General features: G+C 41.7%; 20 protein-coding genes. 11 read left to right on the plus strand and 9 right to left on the minus strand.

Going from position 1 to position 22,464, the window contains the following annotated elements:
- Positions 1-296 precede the first annotated feature (296 nt).
- Positions 297-1,268: an octaprenyl diphosphate synthase gene (gene ispB / locus ACGHEH_RS04515; protein WP_390442128.1), complete on the plus strand. Its 972-nt coding sequence runs from the start codon at positions 297-299 to the stop codon at positions 1,266-1,268.
- 62 nt (positions 1,269-1,330) lie between these two features.
- Here the strand turns inward: ispB and lptG are convergent, their stop codons facing one another.
- Positions 1,331-2,398, minus strand: a complete 1,068-nt coding sequence (gene lptG / locus ACGHEH_RS04520; protein ID WP_390442131.1) for an LPS export ABC transporter permease LptG — start codon at positions 2,396-2,398, stop codon at positions 1,331-1,333.
- Positions 2,395-3,507 (minus strand): LPS export ABC transporter permease LptF, encoded by a 1,113-nt coding sequence (lptF, locus tag ACGHEH_RS04525; RefSeq protein WP_390442134.1) that lies wholly within the window; start codon positions 3,505-3,507, stop codon positions 2,395-2,397. The genes lptG and lptF overlap by 4 nt, the downstream gene beginning before the upstream one ends.
- Before the next feature lie 195 nt (positions 3,508-3,702).
- On the opposite strand from lptF, the gene pepA reads away from it, so the two are divergent.
- The 5 genes from pepA (at position 3,703) to ACGHEH_RS04550 (ending at position 9,632) form a co-directional block, all read left to right on the plus strand.
- Complete coding sequence (gene pepA, locus ACGHEH_RS04530; RefSeq protein WP_390442136.1) at positions 3,703-5,211, plus strand: leucyl aminopeptidase; 1,509 nt, start codon at positions 3,703-3,705, stop codon at positions 5,209-5,211.
- Between the two features lie 110 nt (positions 5,212-5,321).
- On the plus strand, positions 5,322-5,768 hold the full coding sequence (locus ACGHEH_RS04535) for a DNA polymerase III subunit chi (protein ID WP_130257318.1): 447 nt from the start codon (positions 5,322-5,324) through the stop codon (positions 5,766-5,768).
- A gap of 22 nt (positions 5,769-5,790) precedes the next feature.
- Positions 5,791-8,646, plus strand: coding sequence for a valine--tRNA ligase (locus ACGHEH_RS04540; protein WP_390442139.1), 2,856 nt, complete (start codon positions 5,791-5,793; stop codon positions 8,644-8,646).
- A gap of 120 nt (positions 8,647-8,766) precedes the next feature.
- Positions 8,767-9,210, plus strand: a complete 444-nt coding sequence (locus ACGHEH_RS04545; RefSeq protein ID WP_390442141.1) for a hypothetical protein — start codon at positions 8,767-8,769, stop codon at positions 9,208-9,210.
- A gap of 98 nt (positions 9,211-9,308) precedes the next feature.
- Positions 9,309-9,632, plus strand: a complete 324-nt coding sequence (locus tag ACGHEH_RS04550; protein ID WP_390442143.1) for a hypothetical protein — start codon at positions 9,309-9,311, stop codon at positions 9,630-9,632.
- On the opposite strand, the gene ACGHEH_RS04555 is transcribed toward ACGHEH_RS04550, so the two are convergent.
- From ACGHEH_RS04555 to ftsY, 7 genes are all read right to left on the minus strand, one after another.
- Entirely contained in the window at positions 9,592-10,827 is a 1,236-nt protein-coding gene (locus tag ACGHEH_RS04555) for an HD-GYP domain-containing protein (protein WP_390442145.1), read from the minus strand. The two genes, ACGHEH_RS04550 and ACGHEH_RS04555, sit on opposite strands and share 41 nt — an antisense overlap.
- 168 nt (positions 10,828-10,995) lie before the next feature.
- Positions 10,996-11,331: a ribonuclease E inhibitor RraB gene (gene rraB, locus ACGHEH_RS04560; protein ID WP_130254004.1), complete on the minus strand. Its 336-nt coding sequence runs from the start codon at positions 11,329-11,331 to the stop codon at positions 10,996-10,998.
- Positions 11,309-12,043, minus strand: coding sequence for a 1-acylglycerol-3-phosphate O-acyltransferase (locus ACGHEH_RS04565; RefSeq protein ID WP_390442148.1), 735 nt, complete (start codon positions 12,041-12,043; stop codon positions 11,309-11,311). Before ACGHEH_RS04565 ends, rraB begins: the two co-directional genes overlap by 23 nt.
- Before the next feature lie 169 nt (positions 12,044-12,212).
- On the minus strand, positions 12,213-13,076 hold the full coding sequence (gene rpoH / locus ACGHEH_RS04570) for an RNA polymerase sigma factor RpoH (protein WP_390442152.1): 864 nt from the start codon (positions 13,074-13,076) through the stop codon (positions 12,213-12,215).
- Between the two features lie 279 nt (positions 13,077-13,355).
- The gene (gene ftsX / locus ACGHEH_RS04575) at positions 13,356-14,342 is read right to left on the minus strand and encodes a permease-like cell division protein FtsX (protein ID WP_390442155.1); all 987 of its coding nucleotides are present in this window, start codon (positions 14,340-14,342) and stop codon (positions 13,356-13,358) included.
- The gene (gene ftsE / locus ACGHEH_RS04580; RefSeq protein WP_390442158.1) at positions 14,339-15,016 is read right to left on the minus strand and encodes a cell division ATP-binding protein FtsE; all 678 of its coding nucleotides are present in this window, start codon (positions 15,014-15,016) and stop codon (positions 14,339-14,341) included. Before ftsE ends, ftsX begins: the two co-directional genes overlap by 4 nt.
- A 70-nt stretch (positions 15,017-15,086) precedes the next feature.
- The gene (ftsY, locus tag ACGHEH_RS04585) at positions 15,087-17,099 is read right to left on the minus strand and encodes a signal recognition particle-docking protein FtsY (protein ID WP_390442161.1); all 2,013 of its coding nucleotides are present in this window, start codon (positions 17,097-17,099) and stop codon (positions 15,087-15,089) included.
- 183 nt (positions 17,100-17,282) lie between these two features.
- Here ftsY and rsmD point away from each other — a divergent pair, with 183 nt between their 5' ends.
- The 5 genes from rsmD (at position 17,283) to rpoD (ending at position 22,462) form a co-directional block, all read left to right on the plus strand.
- A complete protein-coding gene (gene rsmD / locus ACGHEH_RS04590) occupies positions 17,283-17,870 on the plus strand; it encodes a 16S rRNA (guanine(966)-N(2))-methyltransferase RsmD (protein ID WP_390442164.1) in 588 nt (195 codons plus the stop codon).
- A gap of 139 nt (positions 17,871-18,009) precedes the next feature.
- A complete protein-coding gene (gene rpsU, locus ACGHEH_RS04595) occupies positions 18,010-18,225 on the plus strand; it encodes a 30S ribosomal protein S21 (protein ID WP_010362466.1) in 216 nt (71 codons plus the stop codon).
- A 21-nt stretch (positions 18,226-18,246) separates the two neighbouring features.
- A complete protein-coding gene (locus tag ACGHEH_RS04600; protein ID WP_138567347.1) occupies positions 18,247-18,693 on the plus strand; it encodes a GatB/YqeY domain-containing protein in 447 nt (148 codons plus the stop codon).
- Between the two features lie 74 nt (positions 18,694-18,767).
- A complete protein-coding gene (gene dnaG, locus ACGHEH_RS04605; protein WP_390442171.1) occupies positions 18,768-20,507 on the plus strand; it encodes a DNA primase in 1,740 nt (579 codons plus the stop codon).
- Positions 20,508-20,626: 119 nt separating this feature from the next.
- Positions 20,627-22,462: an RNA polymerase sigma factor RpoD gene (rpoD, locus tag ACGHEH_RS04610; protein ID WP_138567345.1), complete on the plus strand. Its 1,836-nt coding sequence runs from the start codon at positions 20,627-20,629 to the stop codon at positions 22,460-22,462.
- The last annotated feature ends 2 nt before the right edge of the window (positions 22,463-22,464 follow it).

Here is a 22,464-nt window from a genome sequence, read left to right on the forward strand (position 1 = left end):
ATTTTGTAGATTTTGCATAAAAATTAGCTACGACGAGGGCGAATTACTATTTCGTGACAGTTTATCGAAAAATCCCTATAAACCAAAGTTATTTTTCGCCGATTTATCAGCTTTTGGGTAACACAAATCTGGCTCCCTAAAACGACGACAAAGCGCTTTTATGGTAGTTCAATAAACAGACAAACCACTAAGTTAATAGTTTTTTTGGTCTCAATTCACGACTAATTATCGAGCTTACGTAATTTTTGTAGTACAATTCGCGCGTTTTATCATTACCAAACTTGGCTCGGAGCAAGATGGATATCAAAGCTATCCAGACGTTAATTGCAGATGACATGCAAGACGTCAATCAACTTATTCATGCACAAATGCAATCTGATGTGGCACTAGTAAATCAGCTAGGCTTATACATTGTGAATAGTGGCGGAAAGCGCATTAGACCAATGCTTACCCTACTTGCAGCCCGTGCGCTCGGTTGTAATGACAACAAGCATATAACCCTCGCAACAATCATCGAATTTATTCACACTGCGACCCTACTTCATGATGATGTAGTAGATGAATCAGCACTTAGAAGGGGCGAACCAACAGCAAATGCAGAGTTTGGAAATGCGGCAAGTGTTTTGGTCGGAGACTTTATTTACACGCGTTCGTTCCAGCTTATGGTCGGCTTACAGAACATGCAAATAATGCAAATTCTAGCTGATGCAACCAATGTCATCGCAGAAGGTGAAGTACTTCAGTTAATGAACTGTAATGATCCGGATACCACTGAGCAGAGTTATATGCAGGTTATCTACAGTAAGACTGCAAAACTGTTTGAAGCAGCCACACAGCTACCTGCCGTTGTACTTGAACAAAGTATTGAAGTACAAGACGCCTTAAAGTTGTATGGTATGCACTTAGGCACAGCCTTCCAACTTGTCGATGATGTTTTAGATTACAGCGCGAACGCTGAGCAGATGGGTAAAAATTTAGGTGACGACTTAGCCGAAGGCAAACCTACATTACCACTTATTTATGCAATGCAAAAAGGCTCTGAGCAACAGGTGGCACAAATTAGAGAAGCCATTGAAACAGGTAATGGCATGCAGTTTTTAAATGACATTTTAGTAACCTTATCTGATACTAAAGCGCTTGATTTTGCAATGGATAAAGCACGTGGTGAAGCACAAAAGGCGATCGGCTATTTAAGTATTTTACCCGAGTCTGATTATAAACAAGCCCTCATAGCTCTAGCTAACTTATCTGTTTCTAGAGACCACTAACCAAAAGTTTTTACATTAAAAAAGCCAGCAAATGCTGGCTTTTTTAATGTAAATTCAGCGCTCTACTGCTGGCGCTTCAACAAAACAGTTGCCACTAATACAAACAGTACGGCTGGCATCGCTGCGCCGATAAATGCTGGGACGTTATAAACCATAACAATGGGGCCAAAAATCTCATTGCTTAAATGGAATGCTAAGCCTGTTATTACCCCCATAATAATACGCGCGCCCATACTAACAGAACGCAGAGGGCCAAAAATAAATGACAGTGCAACTAGCAACATCACTGCGATTGTTAGAGGTTGCATCACTTTTCGCCAAAGCGCCAAATCATAGGTACTGGTATCTTGATCATTCTGAGCTAAATACGATAAGTACGACATCAAGCCTTTAAAAGACAATGATTCTGGGTCTACAGAAACGACGTCTAGCTTCTCGGCTGTGAGCTGAGACGCATAGAGCATTGATTCACTATATTGAGTAGTAATTTGCTCATCCGTTACCATCATTTCTTCCACACCTTGAAACTGCCACCCTTGAGGAACACTTTTTGCGGCCTCCACACGCGTGACTTTTGTTAATGCCAATGAGTCATCAAAATGATAAATACTGACGTCTTTCAGATCACCCGTTTGCTCAACATTTCCGATATTTATAAAGTTATTACCATCTTTAGCCCATACACCCTGTTGCGCATTAAAGACTTCTCCACCGTATATGGCATGATTTCGAATTTGCTTTGCCATTTTTTCTGACTGTGGCACCCCCCATTCACCTAATGCCATCATACAGAGCGCCAGAATGATCGCCGTTTTCATGACCGAACCAATAATTTGTAGCCTTGACCAGCCTGCAGCTTGCATAACAACCAACTCACTGCTCGATGCCAGCGCACCTAACCCCATCAAACCACCTATTAGCGCGGCCATAGGGAAAAACACAACAATATCTGAAGGCATGCTATATAAGGTGTAAAGTAAAGCAGCAGCTATATCATAGGTGCCTCGGCCTACAGACTTTAATTGCTCTATAAACTTAATCAGCGTATTAATACCAACAAAGACCAGCAATGCAAAACTGGTTGTTTGTAAGATACTACGGCCTAAATACCAATCTAACGTTTTCATCATGCTGTTTGTGCTCGCTTAGCAAATAATGAACGTAACCAGACGCCAAATGGACGACCTTTCGCTATTAAATAAGCACCGATAAACAGTGCGCTAACATGTATCCACCAAAGCCCTACCGCAGTAGGTACTTTTCCTTCTGCAACTAGAAACTTACCCGCATTGAGAAGAATAAAATAACCTAGATATAAACCAATCGCAGGTACCAACTTGGCAAACTTACCTTGCCTTGGGTTTACCACACTCAAAGGAACAGCCATAAGCGTGAGTAACATAATCGAAATCGGTGTCGAAAGGCGGAGCTGAAATTGTGCAATGGCTTCAGGTGTGCCCAGTTCAAGCAACTGCATTGACGGGATTGCTTCTAGCTTGCGACGTTGATGTTCAATTTCTTGCTCTTGGATCTGTACTTGATAAGTGCCAAACTCAGTTTTACTTAACGCTTGGCTTTGACCGTCGGTTTCAAAACGAAAGCCATTATCAAGTTGTAATTGCTGCTCGCCAGTTTCTTGTTCAATAACACGCCCTGTTTGTGCATATACCAAGCGTGCGGCTTGTGAAGATTCTTTATCAGGTAGCTGAGCAACAAATACTTTGTTTAATTCTCTACCTTGTTGGTTGATATCATGGATAAATACCACGGCTTTTTCGTTGCCAGTTTGTTGAAAGCGCCCGGCCCTTAAACTCGACAAACCCGCATCTGCTTCAGCTTGTTCTTTTAGCTGGTATTCTTTTTCATTAGCCCAAGGTGCCACATACATACTTAACGCCCCCGCTAATAAAGCAAAAACCACACTTGATACCAGCGTTACACGCACCACATACCATTCACTCACACCGCACGCTTTAAGCACAGTCATCTCGCTGTCGGCATAAATACGGCTGTAGGCCAATATAATCCCTAAAAACAGACTTAAAGGGAGTATATAAACCGCCAATTGCGGGAGTTTAAGCGCCAAATAAGAAAGAATTAAATTGCTTGGTGTGCCACCATCACTTGCATCACTTAGTATTCTGACAAACTTTTGTGAGACAAAAATAGTCATTAAAGTGAGAAAGACAGCAATTTGCGACTTCAAGACTTCAGCTGTTAGGTAGCGAAAAATTAGCAAAATATGCCCCTATAAAACATCGTGTTTCACTGGAATAGTAGGAAAAATTGAGTAAACTGATTATTTTAGTCAGTTTATTATATGTCATCAAAACCAAATATCATACTAAGCATATTAGATAATCATGCATTTATGATATGGATAAGCGAAGACAGATAAAGTTCAAAAAGACATAATTTAGACTCAGGAGTCACAATGGAATTCAGCGTAAAAAGTGGTAGTCCCGAAAAACAACGCAGTGCCTGTATTGTAGTTGGCGTATATGAGCCGCGTCGTTTATCTCCAATCGGTGAACAGCTGGATAAGATCAGTGAAGGTTACATTTCAAATTTACTACGTCGTGGTGATTTAGAAGGTAAGCCTGGTCAAGTATTACTACTTCATCACGTTCCAAATATCTTAAGCGAGCGCGTACTACTTGTTGGTTGCGGTAAAGAACGTGAATTAGATGACAAACAATATAAACAAATCATCTCAAAAACTATCAACACATTAAATGAAACAGGCTCAATGGAAGCAGTGTGTTTCTTAACTGAGCAACATGTTAAAGGCCGTGATACTTACTGGAAAGTTCGTCAAGCAGTAGAAACAACACAAGACTGCTTGTATACATTTAATCAGTTAAAAAGCAAAAAAACAGATCCACGTCGCCCGCTTCGTAAAATCGTATTCAACGTACCAACGCGTCGCGAGTTAACCATTGGCGAAAACGCCATTGAGCATGGCCTTGCCGTTGCTGCAGGTGCAAAACTGTGTAAAGACGTAGCCAATATGCCACCAAACATCTGTAACCCTCGTTACTTAGGTGAGCAAGCTCAAGAATTAGAATCTTTTGACAACATTTCTGTAAATCTAGTCGGTGAAAAAGAAATGGAAGAATTAGGTATGCACTCATACCTAGCAGTTGGTCGCGGCAGTGATAACGAATCAGTCATGTCAGTAATTCACTACAATGGTGCGCCGGAAGAGCAAGCACCGGTTGTCTTTGTCGGTAAAGGTCTGACGTTCGATTCAGGTGGTATTTCAATCAAACCTGGCGAAGCTATGGATGAAATGAAATACGACATGGGTGGCGCCGCAGGCGTGCTAGGTTTAATGCGCACAGTTGCAGAGCTTCAGTTGCCGATTAATGTTATTGGTGTACTAGCAGGCTGTGAAAACATGCCAAGCTCAAACGCCTACCGCCCAGGCGACATCCTCACTACGATGTCAGGCCAAACAGTTGAAGTATTAAACACTGATGCGGAAGGTCGCCTAGTATTGTGTGACGCACTGACTTATGTTGAAGCTTTCGAGCCTGAAATCGTGGTGGATGTAGCAACTCTGACAGGTGCCTGTATTGTAGCTCTGGGTGCACACGCAACGGGTTTACTGTCAAATCACAACCCACTTGCGCATGACTTATTAAAAGCATCTGATCAAAGTGGTGACCGTGCATGGCAACTACCATTGTGGGATGACTACCATGAGCAACTTGAAAGTCCATTCGCTGACTTCACAAACCTTGGTGGTCGTGCAGCAGGGACTATCACTGCAGCATGCTTCTTATCTAAGTTCACCAAAAAGTACAATTGGGCACACTTAGACATCGCAGGTACAGCTTGGAAGAGTGGTAAAAACAAAGGCGCGACAGGTCGACCTGTACCTATGTTGACACAATACCTATTAAATCGTGTTGGACCAACTGAAACCCAAGCAGATTAACCGCTGTGAGTGATTGATGGTCAGTTCGTTCTGTGTCAAAATGCGGGTTTATTTTGAACGCTTATTTTAACCCTGTAAAACCGTTAAAATATGTAATTTGAAGCGAATTTATGACCATCAACGCACGATTTTATGTGTTAAAACAAAATAATGAGCCGGAAGTATCTATCCCGGCTCATTTTGATCTTGCCGCTCGCGCTGCTGCTAAGCAGTTTAGAGCTGGCCATCGTGTGTTTATCTACGTCGATTCGATTGATGACGCCCATCTAATTGATGAGCAATTATGGTGTTTCGAACCCGATAGTTTTGTGCCCCACAACCTGCAAGGCGAAGGCCCCAAAGGCGGTGCCCCTGTCGAGATTGGCCAAACACCCCCCGTTGGTAGACGCAATGTGCTAATTAATTTAGCCACCACCCTACCCGACTTTATAAGACGCTTCAGTCAGGTATATGATTTTGTACCGACGGAGCAAAACGCCAAGCAAGCCGCGCGTCAGCGCTTTGTGCACTTACGTCAGCTTGGCGCCAACATTTCAACTCAAGAAATTGAAAATTAAGCACTAATTAAGGTTCTGTGAAATGGATAAAACCTATAATCCACAAGATATAGAACAGTCTTTATATAAAGACTGGGAAGACAATGGTTACTTTAAACCATCAGGTAAAGGCGAAGCATACTCAATTATGATCCCGCCACCAAATGTCACAGGTAGCCTACATATGGGCCACGCTTTCCAAGACACCATCATGGACACGCTGACTCGTTATAAGCGCATGCAAGGTAACAACACGCTTTGGCAAGTAGGTACTGACCATGCGGGTATCGCAACACAAATGCTTGTTGAGCGTAAGTTAGCTGCTGAAGAAGGTAAAACACGTCACGACCTAGGCCGCGATGCATTTATCGATAAAATTTGGGAGTGGAAAAACCACTCTGGCGGCACTATCACTAAACAATTACGTCGTTTAGGCGCTTCTGTAGATTGGGACCGTGAGCGTTTCACTATGGACGAAGGCCTTTCTGAAGCGGTTAAAGAGGTATTCGTACGCCTTCACAAAGAAGACTTAATCTACCGTGGTAAGCGCCTAGTTAACTGGGATCCTAAACTACACACTGCGATTTCTGATCTTGAAGTTGAAAACAAAGACAAACAAGGTCACATGTGGAATCTACGTTACCCACTTGCTGACGGCGTAAAAACCAAAGACGGTAAAGACTACATCATTGTTGCGACCACACGTCCTGAAACAATGCTAGGTGATACAGGTGTGGCAGTAAACCCAGATGATGAGCGCTACCAAGACTTAATCGGTAAAGAAATTTTACTGCCTATCGTAAACCGTCGTATTGCAATTGTTGCCGATGAGCATGCAGACATGGAAAAAGGAACAGGTTGTGTGAAAATCACGCCTGCCCACGACTTTAACGATAACGAAGTAGGTAAACGTCACCAACTACCAATGATCAACATCTTCAATAAAGATGCTGCGGTATTAAGCGAAGGCGAAAGCTATACATTCGACGGTAAAGAGCTTGAATTAGATGCGCCAATTCCTGCACGCCTTCATGGCCTTGACCGCTTTGATGCACGTAAAGCGATTATTGCAGAGTTCGAAGAACTTGGTCTTTTAGAAAAAATTGAAGATCACAGCCTAACTGTACCTTACGGTGACCGTTCAGGCGTAGTGATTGAGCCACTTCTTACTGATCAGTGGTACGTGCGCGTAGCGCCTCTAGCAGAGCCTGCAAAAGAAGCAGTTAAAAATGGCGACATTAAGTTCGTACCTCAACAATACGAGAACATGTACTTCTCGTGGATGAATGACGTACAAGACTGGTGTATTTCACGTCAGCTTTGGTGGGGTCACCGCATCCCTGCTTGGTACGACAACGAAGGCAACGTATATGTTGGTCGTGACGAAGCTGAAGTACGCCGCGATAACAACCTTGCTGATGATGTTGCACTTAAGCAAGACGAAGACGTGTTAGATACCTGGTTCTCGTCTGCACTTTGGACTTTCTCAACGCAAGGCTGGCCGGCAAACACAGACGATTTAAAAACCTTCCACCCGTCTGACGTATTGGTAACAGGTTTCGACATCATCTTCTTCTGGGTTGCCCGTATGATCATGATGACCATGCATTTCATCAAAGATGAAGACGGCAAGCCGCAAGTACCATTTAAAACCGTTTACGTCACTGGTCTTATCCGTGATGAAAATGGCGATAAGATGTCTAAGTCGAAAGGAAACGTACTTGATCCTATCGACATGATCGACGGTATCGACCTTGAAAGCCTAGTTGAAAAGCGCACTGGTAACATGATGCAACCACAGCTAGCGAAGAAAATTGAGAAGAACACCCGTAAAACATTCGAAAATGGTATTGAAGCACACGGTACAGACGCACTGCGTTTCACCCTTGCTGCAATGGCTTCAACAGGACGTGATATCAACTGGGATATGAACCGCCTTGAAGGTTACCGTAACTTCTGTAACAAACTATGGAACGCAAGCCGTTACGTATTAATGAATACAGAAGATCAAGACTGTGGCTTCGCTACAGACGCTGAAAAACAATACTCACTCGCTGATCGTTGGATTTTAGGCCAATTTGAAGCAACTGTTAAAACCTATACTGAGCATTTAGAAAACTACCGTTTTGACCTAGCTGCAAATACCATTTATGAGTTCACTTGGAACCAATTCTGTGACTGGTACCTAGAACTTACTAAACCAGTATTGTTTAAAGGTAACGAAGCACAGCAACGTGGTACTCGTCATACCCTAATCACGGTATTAGAAAGCCTACTTCGCTTAATGCACCCGTTAATGCCATACATCACAGAAACGATTTGGCAACGTGTTGCACCGCTTGCAGGTATCGAAACTACGGGCACTAGCATCATGGTTCAAGGTTTCCCTGTATACAATGAAGCAAATGTTGATAGCCAAGCAATGGACGACCTAGAATGGGTTAAACAATTCATTCTTGCTATTCGTAACATCCGTGGTGAAATGGACATTAGCCCAAGCAAACCATTATCGGTATTACTTGCTAATGCCTCTGACGTAGACAAGCGCCGCTTAACGGAAAATGAAGCTTTCTTAGCGTCTCTTGCTAAACTTGAAGCGTTCACGCTACTTGATAACAAAGACGAAGCACCTGCGTGTGCAACATCATATGTTGGTAACCTTGAGATCATGATCCCAATGGCTGGACTAATCGATGTTGAATCTGAATTAGCTCGTATCGCGAAGCAGCTTGAGAAAGCAGAGAAAGGCTTAGCACAGGTTCAAAACAAGTTAGCTAACGAGAAATTCGTTAACAACGCGCCAGAAGCGGTGCTTGCTAAAGAAAAAGATAAGCTAGCCGAATACTCTGATGCTAAAGCGAAATTACTTGAGCAAAAAGCGAAGATTGAAAGTTTGTAATATCACTTTTAATCATTGCTAACACCATAGAAAACGCGAGCCTCGGCTCGCGTTTTTGTTTCTAAAAACAACAACAAACTGATACACTCATCGACAATAAAAACAACAAACGGATTAACCATGCTTAAACAGCTTTTACTCGCATCAACATTGTCTATCGCCAGCTTTTCGAGTCATGCAAATGATAATTCATCTTGGTCATTCGGTGCTGGCCACTTTGAACATGGTGGTGTTCTCGGTGCAAAATACACATATGATATAAATGAAAAACATAGCGCATTTGCTTCAATAGGCATTATTGGCTATGCATTGGGCTATGAGTATCATTTAAATGATCATGTTGATTTAGGACTAACCCTCGGGCAACAAGCTGCCTATGCAAGTGACGGCTTTTTAGTCGCAAAAGCAAATTATTACTTCAGTAACCAAGATAAAGAAGGCTTCTATGTGGGCGCGAGCTTTGGCGTAAAAGAAGAAGATGGTGAATGCTTTATTTTCTGCGAACAAGCTGATACTGAAAAGGTGAAGTCTATTGGTGGCATTCATATTGGCTACCGTTTCTAGAACCAAATAATATTAATTCTCATTTAGATTGACAATCTTTCGGCTCCTTTTTAAACTAAGCCTTATCTTTTAATGGAACATAAAATGGAGCCTTCATCATGTTCGTCATGCTTATTCTAGTCTCTTTGATGTTTGCAGGATTAAGTGTTTATTGCTTTTGTAAAGCCAATTACTGCGCCTGTAATAAAGCAGGACAATGTGATAATCCTATCAACCTTTTCTGGTTAGGCACAATTTTAGCTGCGCTCGTTTCTTTGGCCTCTAGCTGTTTTGCACTTCACACTGAACAGGGCACTATTCTATGGCTTATTATGATGACAAGCTGTCAACTCGGCGCGGTATTATCTGCAAAATGGCAAGCCCTAACACGCTCCGAAACACCTAAACTAAAAGATGAGACCTTAACAGGCGGGATAAATTGAGCTCATAATCACTAGGTCTGACACTGGCAACGACTTTAATTTCATCTTCGACTGCATGTAAATCAAGATCTTTTCCTGTGATGTGATGCTTGTGCTTAGTGTTATAGAATACTTTCACCTTAGGTTTCATAGGTGATTGTTTGTTCCCTTCAAGCACAAGTGCCAACCTATCATTCGTTAATCGCACAATAGTGCCGACAGGGTGAACCCCTAAGCACTTTATAAACTTTTGCACTAACTGTGCATCAAACTGATGCTTATTTGCCAGTAAATAACGTAATGCATGGATGGGCTCTTCACCGTTTTGATGAGGGCGCTCTGACGTCATTGCATCATAAACATCGACAATCGCCATCATCCTTGCTGGTTTGCTGATTTTTGAGCCCGATAAGCCTCTTGGGTAGCCTGAACCATCCACCCTTTCATGATGGTTTAAAATCATATCCATCACCAGCGGGCTGATCCCTGACTCCCCTTTTACCAGCCCCAATGATTGCACTACATGTTTCTTCAGTGCTTTAAATTCTAACTCATTGAGGTTTTCGGTTTTATTAATGATCCCTTGGGGTAATTTTGTATGGCCTACATCATGTAACATAGCACCTAGTGCTAACTGCTGAATTTGCTCATTTTTAATGCCTAGGTATTTAGCAAACACACTCATTAAAATGGTGCAGTTGATCATGTGACGCCAGTTGTAGCCATCTTTGTCTTTTAAACGGCTCAAAATCGCCATAGCATTACTGTTACGTAAAACTGAGTCGACTATTTCATTACTAACTTGATTAAGCAGAGAAACATCAAGCTTTGCACCTATGGTTAGGTCGTTATATAAACTTTTTAATTGCTGAGAATGTTGATCAAATTGTTGAATTGCCATAGCAAATTCCTGCTCTAAAGACTTTTCAGCAACCGCAGGTTTTACTGATTTTTTTATAGCAGAGTTAACGACTTTTTCAGGTGCTTTGCTTTCTTCTTTTGCTTCTGGAAGATACTTTTCCGGAACATCAATATCACTTTGAGAAAAGTCTATTTTTAGCTCCATTACCCCTTTAGAAAGTAACTGGGCAATAATCGCCTGATCCCGCACCATACCACGGGACTTTATTTTTATTTTGGCATCGCTGCGCTGTTTGCATACACTATCTACAAACATCCCAGGTTGTAATTCAGAGATTGGCAAAGAAACCAGCATAAGCACATAAATTTAACAAATTAGATACAAGAATGGTTTGTATCATTTTTCAACGTAACCCGTCTATCTTTTAAACTAAATTTAATACATTCGCCCTAGAAAAATCTTATAAAAAGTGCATTAAAAAAGGAGCTTTCGCTCCTTTTCGTAATTTCTGGTAAGTTCAACCTACTCTTGGAAGTAAGTGCCCCAACCGTCATATTCAACTCTGCATTCAATAGCAAGCGCAGCTAACTTATCAACATCTTCCATAATAACGTCAACGTCTAGCTCAGCTTCAACAACAACATCAAAGCCCCAGATCTTACTGCCATCTTCAAGCTCTAGCTCTGCTGGGTCTTCTACGTCATAGCCAAGTTTAAATGCAGCTAAAGCCGCTTCTTCTAATTGCTTAAAATCTTCACTTACAAAGTGATGTTCAACTTCGTATAGTTTTTCTGTTGAAGAGCCGTCTTCAATTAAAGATTCGACGATGTCTTCACTAATTTCGCGCCAGTTTTCCATTATCTTCTTTTACCTTGTCATCAAGTTGTGCAATACGTTCAGCCATCAGGGTATGTGTTGCACTAGCATGGTCTCTGGCACTGATTTCTTTATCAAGGGTGATCGGTGCCAATACATCAATATAGATTGTACCATTGTCCCAACGATTTAGCTTAATACAATCATGGGTTGAGTTCATACAAACCGGTACCACAGGCACATCAGCGTTCATAGCTGTATGAAATGCACCAGTTTTAAACGGTAATAAACCTCGGCCATAGCTTCGGGTGCCCTCTGGAAACATCCAAACAGATAAGCCATTACCTTTTATCTTTGCTACAGACTTGCCCAAGGTGCCCATTGCTTTAGAGCGGTTACCTCGATTAATTAAAATATTACCCGATAGCCAATAAAGCTGACCAAAGAATGGGATCCACTTTAAACTGTGTTTACCCATACTCACTGTATTTTCAGGAACTGCCGCAGGTAGAGTAAATAGATCATAGTTGTTCTGGTGGTTTGCAACATAAATGGCTGGGCCGACTGTTTGGGCACTGGGATCGACATTAATTTCCAACTTAACCCCTACCACTGTGGACATTTTGCCAAACCAGCTAGCAATAATATGCACATTATTTCTATGAAACGGCCTAATGATTGAGAGCAATAAACCAAAAATACAACTCAACACAATGAATAGCGCCATAGCTATTACACGTAAAACAGCTAACAAAACCCATACTCCTATTTAAATCAGCACCGCATTATAATCAATTAGCGAACACTTGTAAGCTCAAATGTACTTTTCTCGCATTTCAAAGTTCGCTGACTAACTCTGTGCTGTATTCAGGCATAAAAAAATGCCGCTAAAGATAGCGGCATTTTATGAAATCTATTCTATTTTAGTGCATTGCTGATTGCAGCTTCTTCATAGCTGACTTTTCAAGCTGTCTGACTCGTTCAGCTGAAACTTTATATTTAGCAGCTAAGTCTTGTAAGGTAGCCTTTTCATCAGCTAACCAACGTGAGCTAATAATATCTTGAGAGCGCTCATCTAAGGTTTTTAATGCTTCAAACAGGCGGTTTTGAGATTGCTCTTGCCATTGCTCTTCTTCAACAACATCAGCTAAATCGCCACTTTGATCGGTTAAGTATTGTACCGGTGAGAAGCTGCTTGCTGGTGCATCATCATTATCATCCGATGTTAAGTCGAAGCCCATGTCTTGGCCACTCATACGAGATTCCATCTCACGTACTTCTTTTTCACTTACACCTAACTCGTTTGCAACAGTCGCCACTTCATCTTGGTTAAACCAACCTAGACGCTTTTTATTCTTTCGTAGATTGAAGAATAATTTACGTTGTGCTTTAGTCGTCGCAACTTTAACGATGCGCCAGTTTTTCAATACATATTCATGGATCTCAGCCTTAATCCAGTGAACAGCAAATGAAACTAGGCGAACACCCACTTCAGGGTTAAAGCGTTTTACCGCTTTCATTAAACCAATGTTTCCTTCTTGGATTAAATCTGCTTGCGGCAAACCATAGCCCGCATAGCTTTTAGCGATGTGCGCTACAAAGCGAAGGTGAGAAACAATAAGTTGCTTAGCGGCTTCTAAATCACCATTTTGATGTAAGCGAGTCGCTAGTGCTTTCTCTTGCTCAGCATCAAGCATAGGAATTTGGCCTACGGTTTGTAAGTAGCCATCTAAACTTGCGCTTTGTTGTCCTGTTGTCAGGGCCATTGCGTAAATATCGTTACTCATTTTTCACCTCAGTGATAAACATTTTAGCTGATTTTAGCACTCTCACCTTAAGAGTGCTAACACCTATATAATACTTTTCTGTTCTTAATTGCAAGAAGTTTTATTCAATTTTGGAATTAAAAAAATAAACCAATGATAAATATAGAGAAAGTGATTATTGAAATTAATTTAAAAGTGTTTCAAGTTGTGAATTTAACGAAATGATATGACAGATAAATGACAGTTAAGTTCGTAAAAGTTGCTGAGAGTGCAATTTTAGCACTCTCTATTTATCTTCAATTAAACTTTGTCTGGCTCTATGTCTTTAATATATTTTCTAACGGAAATATAAGAACCACTAAAACCAAGACCAACTGCCAATGAGAGTAAAGTTAACAACTCGTTGCCATTTAAGCCGGTTAATACAAAATTACTTTGATACACACCTGCAACCATAACCACTGCTGACTCTAGCCACCATAGCATCATGATCACACTCATGAATGCGACAAATCCACCTATTACGCCATACCATATACCAGTCCAGATAAATGGCGTATGAATAAAAGCATTTGTTGCACCAACCAGCTTTAAAACTTGGATCTCTTCTTTCTTGTCCATAATAGATAAACGAATGGTATTACCTATAATAAGTATCACTGCACTGAGTAATAACAGTCCTACTGTAAATACACTTTCTTTTAATAGGCTTAAAAGTGCGTTTAAACGTTCTAACCAGCCAATATCTAACTTACCGAATTCGACCTCTCTTTCAGCTTCAAGTTTAGTCAAGAGTTGCTGGGCTGCTTGAGGTTTTCTGTAACGCACGGTCGGCGTCACTAACACCACATTCGGCAATGGGTTTTCATCTAAGTAGTCTAGCGCCTGTCCAAAGCCTGAAACCTGTTTAAATTCTTTTAGAGCTTGAGACTTCGAAATATAGCTGACGCTTTCGATCTCTGGGTAGAGTGCTAAGCGTTTTACCAATGTTTGCGTTTGCGCATCATTGAGCTCTTCTTTTACAAATAAAGATATCTCAGCGGCATCACTAAACCCGCTGCTCACTTGTTGTACGTTTTTCACGACCACATATAAAGTCGCTGGTAAGGTTAAGCTCAACCCTAGTACCAAAATAGTCATTAAAGAGGCGATTGGCGTTCGCCACATCTCACCTAAACTATTTACGCCTTGGCGAATAAAGTTCAGTAGCGAAAAGTACAGTGCGCTAATGCCATTACGGTTATTGCTGCCACCTTGAGAGTTACGACTTTTAAAAAGTAAACTCATAGCACCTCCTGCGCTAATGGATCTGTGATTAAGCGACCATGATCCAAAGTAAGGCTTCGATACTTCATTCTAGCGATTAACCCCAAGTCATGGGTGGCGATTAACACTGCGGTGCCATGACGATTGAAATCCTCGAAAAGCTTGAGAATCTCCATTGATAACTCTGGGTCTAAGTTCCCCGTTGGCTCATCTGCAAGTAATAAAGGTGGAGAATTTACAATAGCACGCGCAATCCCGACACGTTGTTGCTCACCGCCAGATAAAGTACTGGGCTGACATTTTACTTTATTTAAAAGTCCCACTTTATCTAACGCAGCATGAACACGTTTGGTGATATTTTTGTGGTGCATCCCCTCAATCACTAATGGCAGCGCCACATTATCAAACACGTTATACCTATCTAACAGTCGATGGTTTTGGAAAATAATTCCAATATCACGGCGTACGTAAGGGATTTGCCGATTTTTCACAACATTTAAGTCAACGCCATTAATATATACATGACCTGCTGACGGCCTTTCCATGACGCTAATAAGCTTTAACAACGTACTTTTACCAGCTCCACTGTGGCCAGTTAAAAACGCTAACTCACCATCAGCTAACTCAAAGCTGACTTTTTCTAATGCTCTATGGCCACCTGGGTAAGTTTTACTTACATTCTCAAATCGGATCATGTTAGGCCTACTCTAAATGTTATTATTTTGAGACCAAAAAGGGAGTTAATACTCCCTTTTATTTCTATGGTTAATCGTCTTGGCTAAATAGCGCCTCGATGAAATCATCACTTTTGAAAGTTCTCAAGTCATCAATGCCTTCACCGACGCCAATATAACGAATAGGGATCTGGAACTTATCGGCAACAGCAAAGATAACACCACCTTTCGCGGTACCATCTAGTTTAGTTAAGGTGATACCTGTTAAGCCGACCGCTTTATTAAATAGGTTAACTTGGCTGATAGCATTTTGACCAGTACCAGCATCGATGGTCAGCATGACTTCATGCGGCGCATCAGGGTCCAGTTTTTTCATAACGCGCGCAATTTTTTCAAGCTCTTGCATTAAGTTGTCTTTATTCTGAAGACGACCCGCAGTATCGGCAATTAACACATCAACATTACGTGCTTTTGCTGCTTGGAAAGCATCAAACACCACTGATGCACTATCAGCACCTGTATGCTGAGCAACAACTGGGATATCATTACGTTCACCCCAAACTTGTAACTGCTCAACTGCTGCTGCACGGAAAGTGTCACCTGCTGCCAACATCACTGACTTGCCTTCTTGTTGGAACTGCTTGGCAAGCTTACCAATTGTCGTTGTTTTACCAACACCGTTTACGCCCACCATTAAAATCACAAATGGTTTTTTATCCGCATTAATTTCTAATGGCTTTTCTGCAACTTTTAGCATTTCAGCCATTTCTTGCTTCATTAAGTCATAAAGAGCTTCACCATCTTTAAGTTGCTTCCTGTCAGCGGCATCTGTCAAGTTGTCGATCAGCTTCATGGTGGTATCGACACCTAAATCAGCGGTAAGCAGTTGCGTTTCTAGATCTTCAAATAGGTCATCATCAATTTTCTTACCTTTAAAGATAGAAGCAAAGCCAGAGCCAATATTTGCTTTTGTCTTTAAAAGACCTTTTTTAAGGCGAGAGAAGAAACCTTCTTTTTTAGGTTTTTCCGCTTTGGCTTTTTCTTCAGCTAATTTATCAGCTTCTAATCGAGCCTGCTCAGCGATTTCGGCTTCGCGTGCTAAACGCTCTACTTCTTCACGTTCGGCTTGTTCTTTAGCAACACGTTCTTGCTCTAGCTTTTCAGCTTCTAAACGCGCTTGCTCTGCTGCTTCTGCTTCTCGCGCTAAACGCTCTGCTTCTTCACGTTCGGCTTGTTCTTTAGCAACACGTTCTTGTTCTAGCTTTTCAGCTTCTAAACGCGCTTGCTCTGCCGCTTCTGCTTCTCGCGCTAAACGCTCTGCTTCTTCACGTTCGGCTTGTTCTTTAGCAATGCGTGCTTGCTCTAGTCTTTCAGCTTCTAAACGCGCTTGCTCAGCCGCTTCTACTTCACGCGCTAAACGCTCTGCTTCTTCACGTTCGGCTTGTTCTTTAGCAATGCGTGCTTGCTCTAGTCTTTCAGCTTCTAAACGCGCTTGCTCAGCCGCTTCTGCTTCACGCGCTAAACGCTCTGCTTCTTCACGTTCGGTTTGTTCTTTAGCAATGCGTTCTTGCTCTAGTCTTTCAGCTTCTAAACGTGCTTGCTCAGCCGCTTCTTCTTCACGCGCTAAACGCTCTGCTTCTTCACGCTCGACTTGTTCTCTTGCGATACGTTCTTGCTCGGCTTTTTCTTCAGCTAGTTTTTCAGCTTCCAAACGTGCTTGCTCAGCCGCTTCTGCTTCACGCACTAAACGCTCTGCTTCTTCACGTTCGGCTTGTTCTTTAGCAATGCGTTCTTGCTCTAGTCTTTCAGCTTCTAAACGTGCTTGCTCAGCCATTTCGGTTTCACGCGCTAAGCGCTCTGCTTCTTCACGTTCGGCTTTTTCTTTAGCAATGCGTTCTTGCTCTAGTCTTTCAGCTTCTAAACGTGCTTGCTCAGCCATTTCGGTTTCACGCGCTAAGCGCTCTGCTTCTTCACGTTCGGCTTTTTCTTGCGCCAACTTCTCAGCTTCTAATCGCGCCTGCTCTTCTGCTTGTTGAGCCTTTTGTTGCTCTTCATCTTTTTTGCCAAAGCCTAACCAAGACAGAAATTTATTCTTTTTTCCCATACCCGCTAAATACCATATAGATAAAGTCTGATAAACTAACTCGCCCTGGTAGAACAAAGCTTTTAGTTAGCCAATAAGAGTTGTACTGAAAACTTTGCCCAGTGTATCACGTAACACTAGGTAGTAAAAATGCTGCCTAGGTTAATTTAAGCACCAAATAACAATCAGTTTGATGTCAAAAGCATGAGAAAAAAATCAGCACCTCAACGAATCAAGAATAATGGCTTTATTAGGATCATTAGTGGCCAATTTCGCGGCCGAAAGTTACCTGTTAATGATTTAGAAGGACTGCGCCCAACGACTGATAGAGTCAAGGAAACGGTGTTTAATTGGTTAATGCAAGATACCAGAGGTGCCAATGTACTTGATTGCTTTGCAGGGTCTGGCGGCTTGGGGTTTGAATGTTTATCACGATTTGCAGCACATGCAACCTTTATCGAATTAAATAAAAAGGCAGCTGAACAATTAAAAAACAATGCCAATACCTTAAAACTAGATAACACAAACATAATAAACACAAGTGCCATTGAGCACTTAACTATTGAAAATCAAGGTGCTAAGTTTAATTTAGTTTTTGTTGACCCTCCTTTTAGAAAAGGGCTTGCAGAACCAAGCTGCCATTTACTTGAGCTGAATGATTGGCTTGCTGATGAGGCATTAATCTATGTTGAAGTTGAAAAAGAATGTACTTTTGATGCCCCTGAGAATTGGCAAGTATTAAAAGAAAAACAAGCAGGACAAGTACTTTGCAGACTTTATCAGCGAAATTAAGAAAATGCTAAGTAATTTGCTAAAATTTAGTCTTTACACGCGGCAATGCTTCAGCTTACAATACCGCACCATTTTTGAACCACGTGGTCAGTATTTGATCAGATGAGCTTAGCTCATAAATTAGGTAGGTGAATTTTTAATGCCAGTAATTAAAGTAAGAGAGAACGAACCGTTTGACGTAGCACTTCGTCGTTTCAAGCGTTCATGTGAAAAAGCAGGTATCCTTTCAGAAGTTCGTCGTCGCGAGCACTATGAAAAGCCAACAGCTGAGCGCAAGCGTAAAAAAGCTGCTGCAGTAAAGCGTCACATGAAGAAGCTTTCTCGCGAAAACGCACGTCGCGTTAAATTATACTAATCCGTTTTTGGTCTTGTATAAATGAGCCTTTTAATACAGCTAAAAGACGCACAAAAAGAATCTATGAAAGCAAAAGACAAGGTTCGCCTTGGTGCAATTCGTATGGTTCTTGCTGAAATCAAGCAGCGTGAAATTGACAATAAAACGACACTAGATGATGCAGGTATTACCTCTGTTTTAGTTAAGTTAGTTAAGCAGCGCCGTGATTCATATACCCAGTATAAAGATGCGGGTCGTGATGATTTAGCCGAAATTGAAGCCAATGAAATTGAAGCACTTGAAGCTTTCTTACCTCAGCCTTTGACTGAAGAAGAAATCTTAGCTTTGATTGATGCTGCAATCGCCGAATCAGGTGCAGCAGGTATGCAAGACATGGGTAAAGTTATGGGGTTAATCAAAGCAAAAGCAGAAGGTAAAGCCGATTTAGGTAAAGTTTCTGGTTTAATTAAGCAAAGATTAAGCGCATAATCCCTCATACTGATAGTATGTTTAAGTAAACCGAGCCACGCGCTCGGTTTCTTCGTATAAGCTCTAGAGTATTTATGGCAGGAAAAATTCCCAGACAATTTATCGACGAACTGCTCGATAGAACCGATATTGTTGACCTGATTGATAATCGTATTGGCCTAAAAAAAGCGGGCAAAGATTACCAAGCATGCTGCCCTTTTCATAACGAGAAAACTCCCTCATTCACTGTCTCTAGAGATAAACAGTTTTACCATTGCTTTGGTTGTGGCGCTAACGGTAACGCTATTTCATTTATGATGGACTACGACAAACTAGAGTTTGTTGATGCCATTGAAGAACTCGCTGCACTTTTAAATCTAGAAGTACCTCGTGAGCAAGGTTCAGGTAAACCTGAACGCAGCATGCAAGAAAAAAAGTCTGATTATGACTTAATGTTGCAAACAGCAAAATTCTTTCAACACCAGTTGAAACATCATAAAAATGCCACACAAGTCATCGATTATGTTAAAGGTAGAGGCTTATCTGGAGAAACGGTTCAAAAATACCTCATTGGTTATGCCCCTGACGAATGGAATGCATTAGGCGGACAACTAGCTCGCAATCCAGCACAAAAGCAACAACTACTCGAATTGAAACTCGCATCAGAAAAAACACCTGGAAAGCAATTCGACTTTTTCCGTAATAGATTGATGTTCCCTATTCGTGATAAGCGTGGTCGTGTCGTCGCTTTTGGCGGACGTGTGATGGGTGATGATCAAGGCCCTAAATACCTAAACTCGCCTGAAACACGCATTTTCCACAAAAGTCTTGAGTTGTATGGCTTATATGAAGCAAAGCAAGCGAATAGTAAGCTTGAAAAAATGCTCATTGTTGAAGGCTATATGGACGTTGTGGCATTAGCAGAACAAGGCATAAGTTACGCAGTAGCGGCACTAGGCACTGCCACAACACCAGAGCATATGCAAACTCTATTCAGAACAACCGATTTAGTCATTTGTTGTTATGACGGTGATAGAGCCGGTCGCGATGCGGCTTGGCGGGCACTCGAGAACGCTTTGAGCAACTTGAAAGACGGCAAGTCTTTGCGCTTTGTTTTTTTACCGGATGGTGAAGATCCAGATTCACTGGTGCAAGAAGAAGGCAAAGACGCATTTGAATCTCGCTTAGATCAGGCTGAAGATTTTTCCAAAGTACTGTTTCGCAAGTTACTAGAAAATTGCGATGTCACGTCCGACTCTGGAAAAGCCAAGTTAATGAGCGATGCATTACCGCTTATTTCTAAAGTGCCCAGTGAATTCTATCAAGAAAACCTGCTAGAAACATTGGCAAAGCTGATCGGTCGAACGAAAGAGCAGCTCGCTAAAAAGGTCGATAACCCAAATGAGCAACTTTCAATAGAAAGAAAGTTCAAAGTGACTCCTATGCGTGGTGCTATTGGTTTATTGCTACAGCACCCTAAGCTTGCTAGTAGTGTCGAGTATATGCCTGAACTTGCCGAAATGGCCATTCCCGGCATTCAACTGCTGCTCAACATACAGCACCTATGTTTGCAAAACATAGACATAACAACGGCACAACTTCTCGAACAATATAGAGATACACCTGAGTTTGATGCTTTAAAAAAACTGGCTGTTTGGCAACATGGTGTCGCTGATGAAAAGCTGGAAGATTATTTTAAAGATTCTTTTCAGTTTATTGAAAACCAGTGTTTAAATTACCGACACGAGACCCTATTAATAAAAGACAAAACCGACGGTTTAAGTAGAGACGAAAAACTCGAGCTTGCGTTATTAACTCAGGCACTTAAACGTTAGAATGACTAGCGAACATTAATCATTGCTGTTATAATGTTCTATTCACGTGCGTCTAGCTTAAAATGCTGTAGTGCTAGCGCCTGTTGTATCAACTTATCAGAGTGGAAGCATAATTCTCTATGGATCAATCTCCTCAGTCACAACTCAAACTTCTGATTCAGAAAGGTAAAGAACAAGGTTACTTAACGTTTGCAGAAGTTAACGATCACCTTCCACAGGACATCATAGATTCAGATCAAGTAGAAGACATCATTAGTATGATCAATGATATGGGTATCAAGGTTGCTGAAAATGCACCAGATGCCGATGAACTAATGATGCAAGAAACTACGACAGACGAAGATGCTGCTGAAGCAGCCGCTGCCGCACTTGCAACTGTGGAAAAAGAAATCGGTCGTACTACCGACCCGGTACGCATGTATATGCGTGAAATGGGTACTGTTGAACTACTAACACGTGAAGGCGAAATCGAAATCGCTAAGCGTATTGAAGAGGGTATCAACCAAGTACAAATCTCAGTTGCTGAGTACCCTGAAGCAATCACTTACCTGCTTGAGCAATGGGATAAATTTGAAGCGGAAGAAATTCGCCTGAGCGATATTATTTCTGGCTTCTTTGATCCTGATGCTGAAGAGACCCAAATCTCGGCTACACACATCGGTTCAGAATTAAGCGAAGAAGAGCTTGATGATGAAGACGATGACTCAGATGATGAAGACGAAGAAGAAGCAGATACAGGTCCAGATCCTGAAGAAGCACGCGAAAACTTCGAAAAACTTCGCGAACTTTATAATGCTGCACGCGTTATCTTTGAAACAAAAGGTCGTGCTCACCCTGAAGCGCAAGTAGCAATCACTGAAATTGGTGACCACTTCCGTACTTTCAAATTAGTACCTAAGCAATTCGATCGCATGGTTAACAACATGCGTGAAATGATGGACAAAGTACGTGTTCAAGAACGTATTGTCATGAAGCAAGTGGTACAAATCGCCAAGGTACCGAAGAAGACTTTTGTTAAGCACTTTGCTAACAACGAAACTGATATGGCTTGGGTTGACGCTGAAATTGCAGCTAACGAAAAGTACTCAGTAAAACTACAAGATGTTAAGCCTGAAGTAGAGCGCTGTATCAACAAATTGAAAGCGATCGAAGAAAGCACAGGTTTAACCATTGAGCGTATCAAAGACATCAATCGTCGTATGAGTATTGGTGAAGCTAAAGCTCGCCGTGCGAAAAAAGAAATGGTTGAAGCGAACTTACGTCTTGTAATTTCAATTGCGAAAAAATACACCAACCGTGGCCTACAGTTCTTGGATCTTATCCAAGAAGGTAACATTGGTCTAATGAAAGCAGTTGATAAGTTCGAATATCGCCGTGGTTATAAGTTCTCAACTTATGCAACTTGGTGGATCCGTCAGGCAATTACACGTTCTATCGCTGACCAAGCACGTACAATCCGTATCCCTGTACATATGATTGAAACGATTAATAAACTAAATCGTATTTCACGTCAGATGCTACAAGAAATGGGTCGTGAGCCAAGCCCTGAAGAGCTTGCTGAGCGCATGATGATGCCTGAAGACAAGATCCGTAAGGTATTGAAGATTGCGAAAGAGCCTATCTCAATGGAAACACCAATTGGTGATGACGAAGATTCGCACTTAGGTGATTTCATCGAAGACACGACAATTGAGTCTCCGATTGATTCAGCAACGATGGAAAGTCTTCGTGGTGCAACGAACGAAGTGTTAGCAGGCTTAACAGCTCGTGAAGCAAAAGTTCTTCGTATGCGTTTCGGTATCGATATGAATACCGACCACACATTAGAAGAGGTAGGTAAACAGTTTGACGTAACACGTGAGCGTATTCGTCAGATTGAAGCTAAAGCGCTTCGTAAGCTTCGCCACCCTTCACGCTCAGACTTATTAAAGAGCTTCTTAGACGTTAAAGGCTAAGA

Source organism: Pseudoalteromonas sp. MTN2-4, assembly GCF_042848605.1.
Classification (GTDB): domain Bacteria; phylum Pseudomonadota; class Gammaproteobacteria; order Enterobacterales; family Alteromonadaceae; genus Pseudoalteromonas.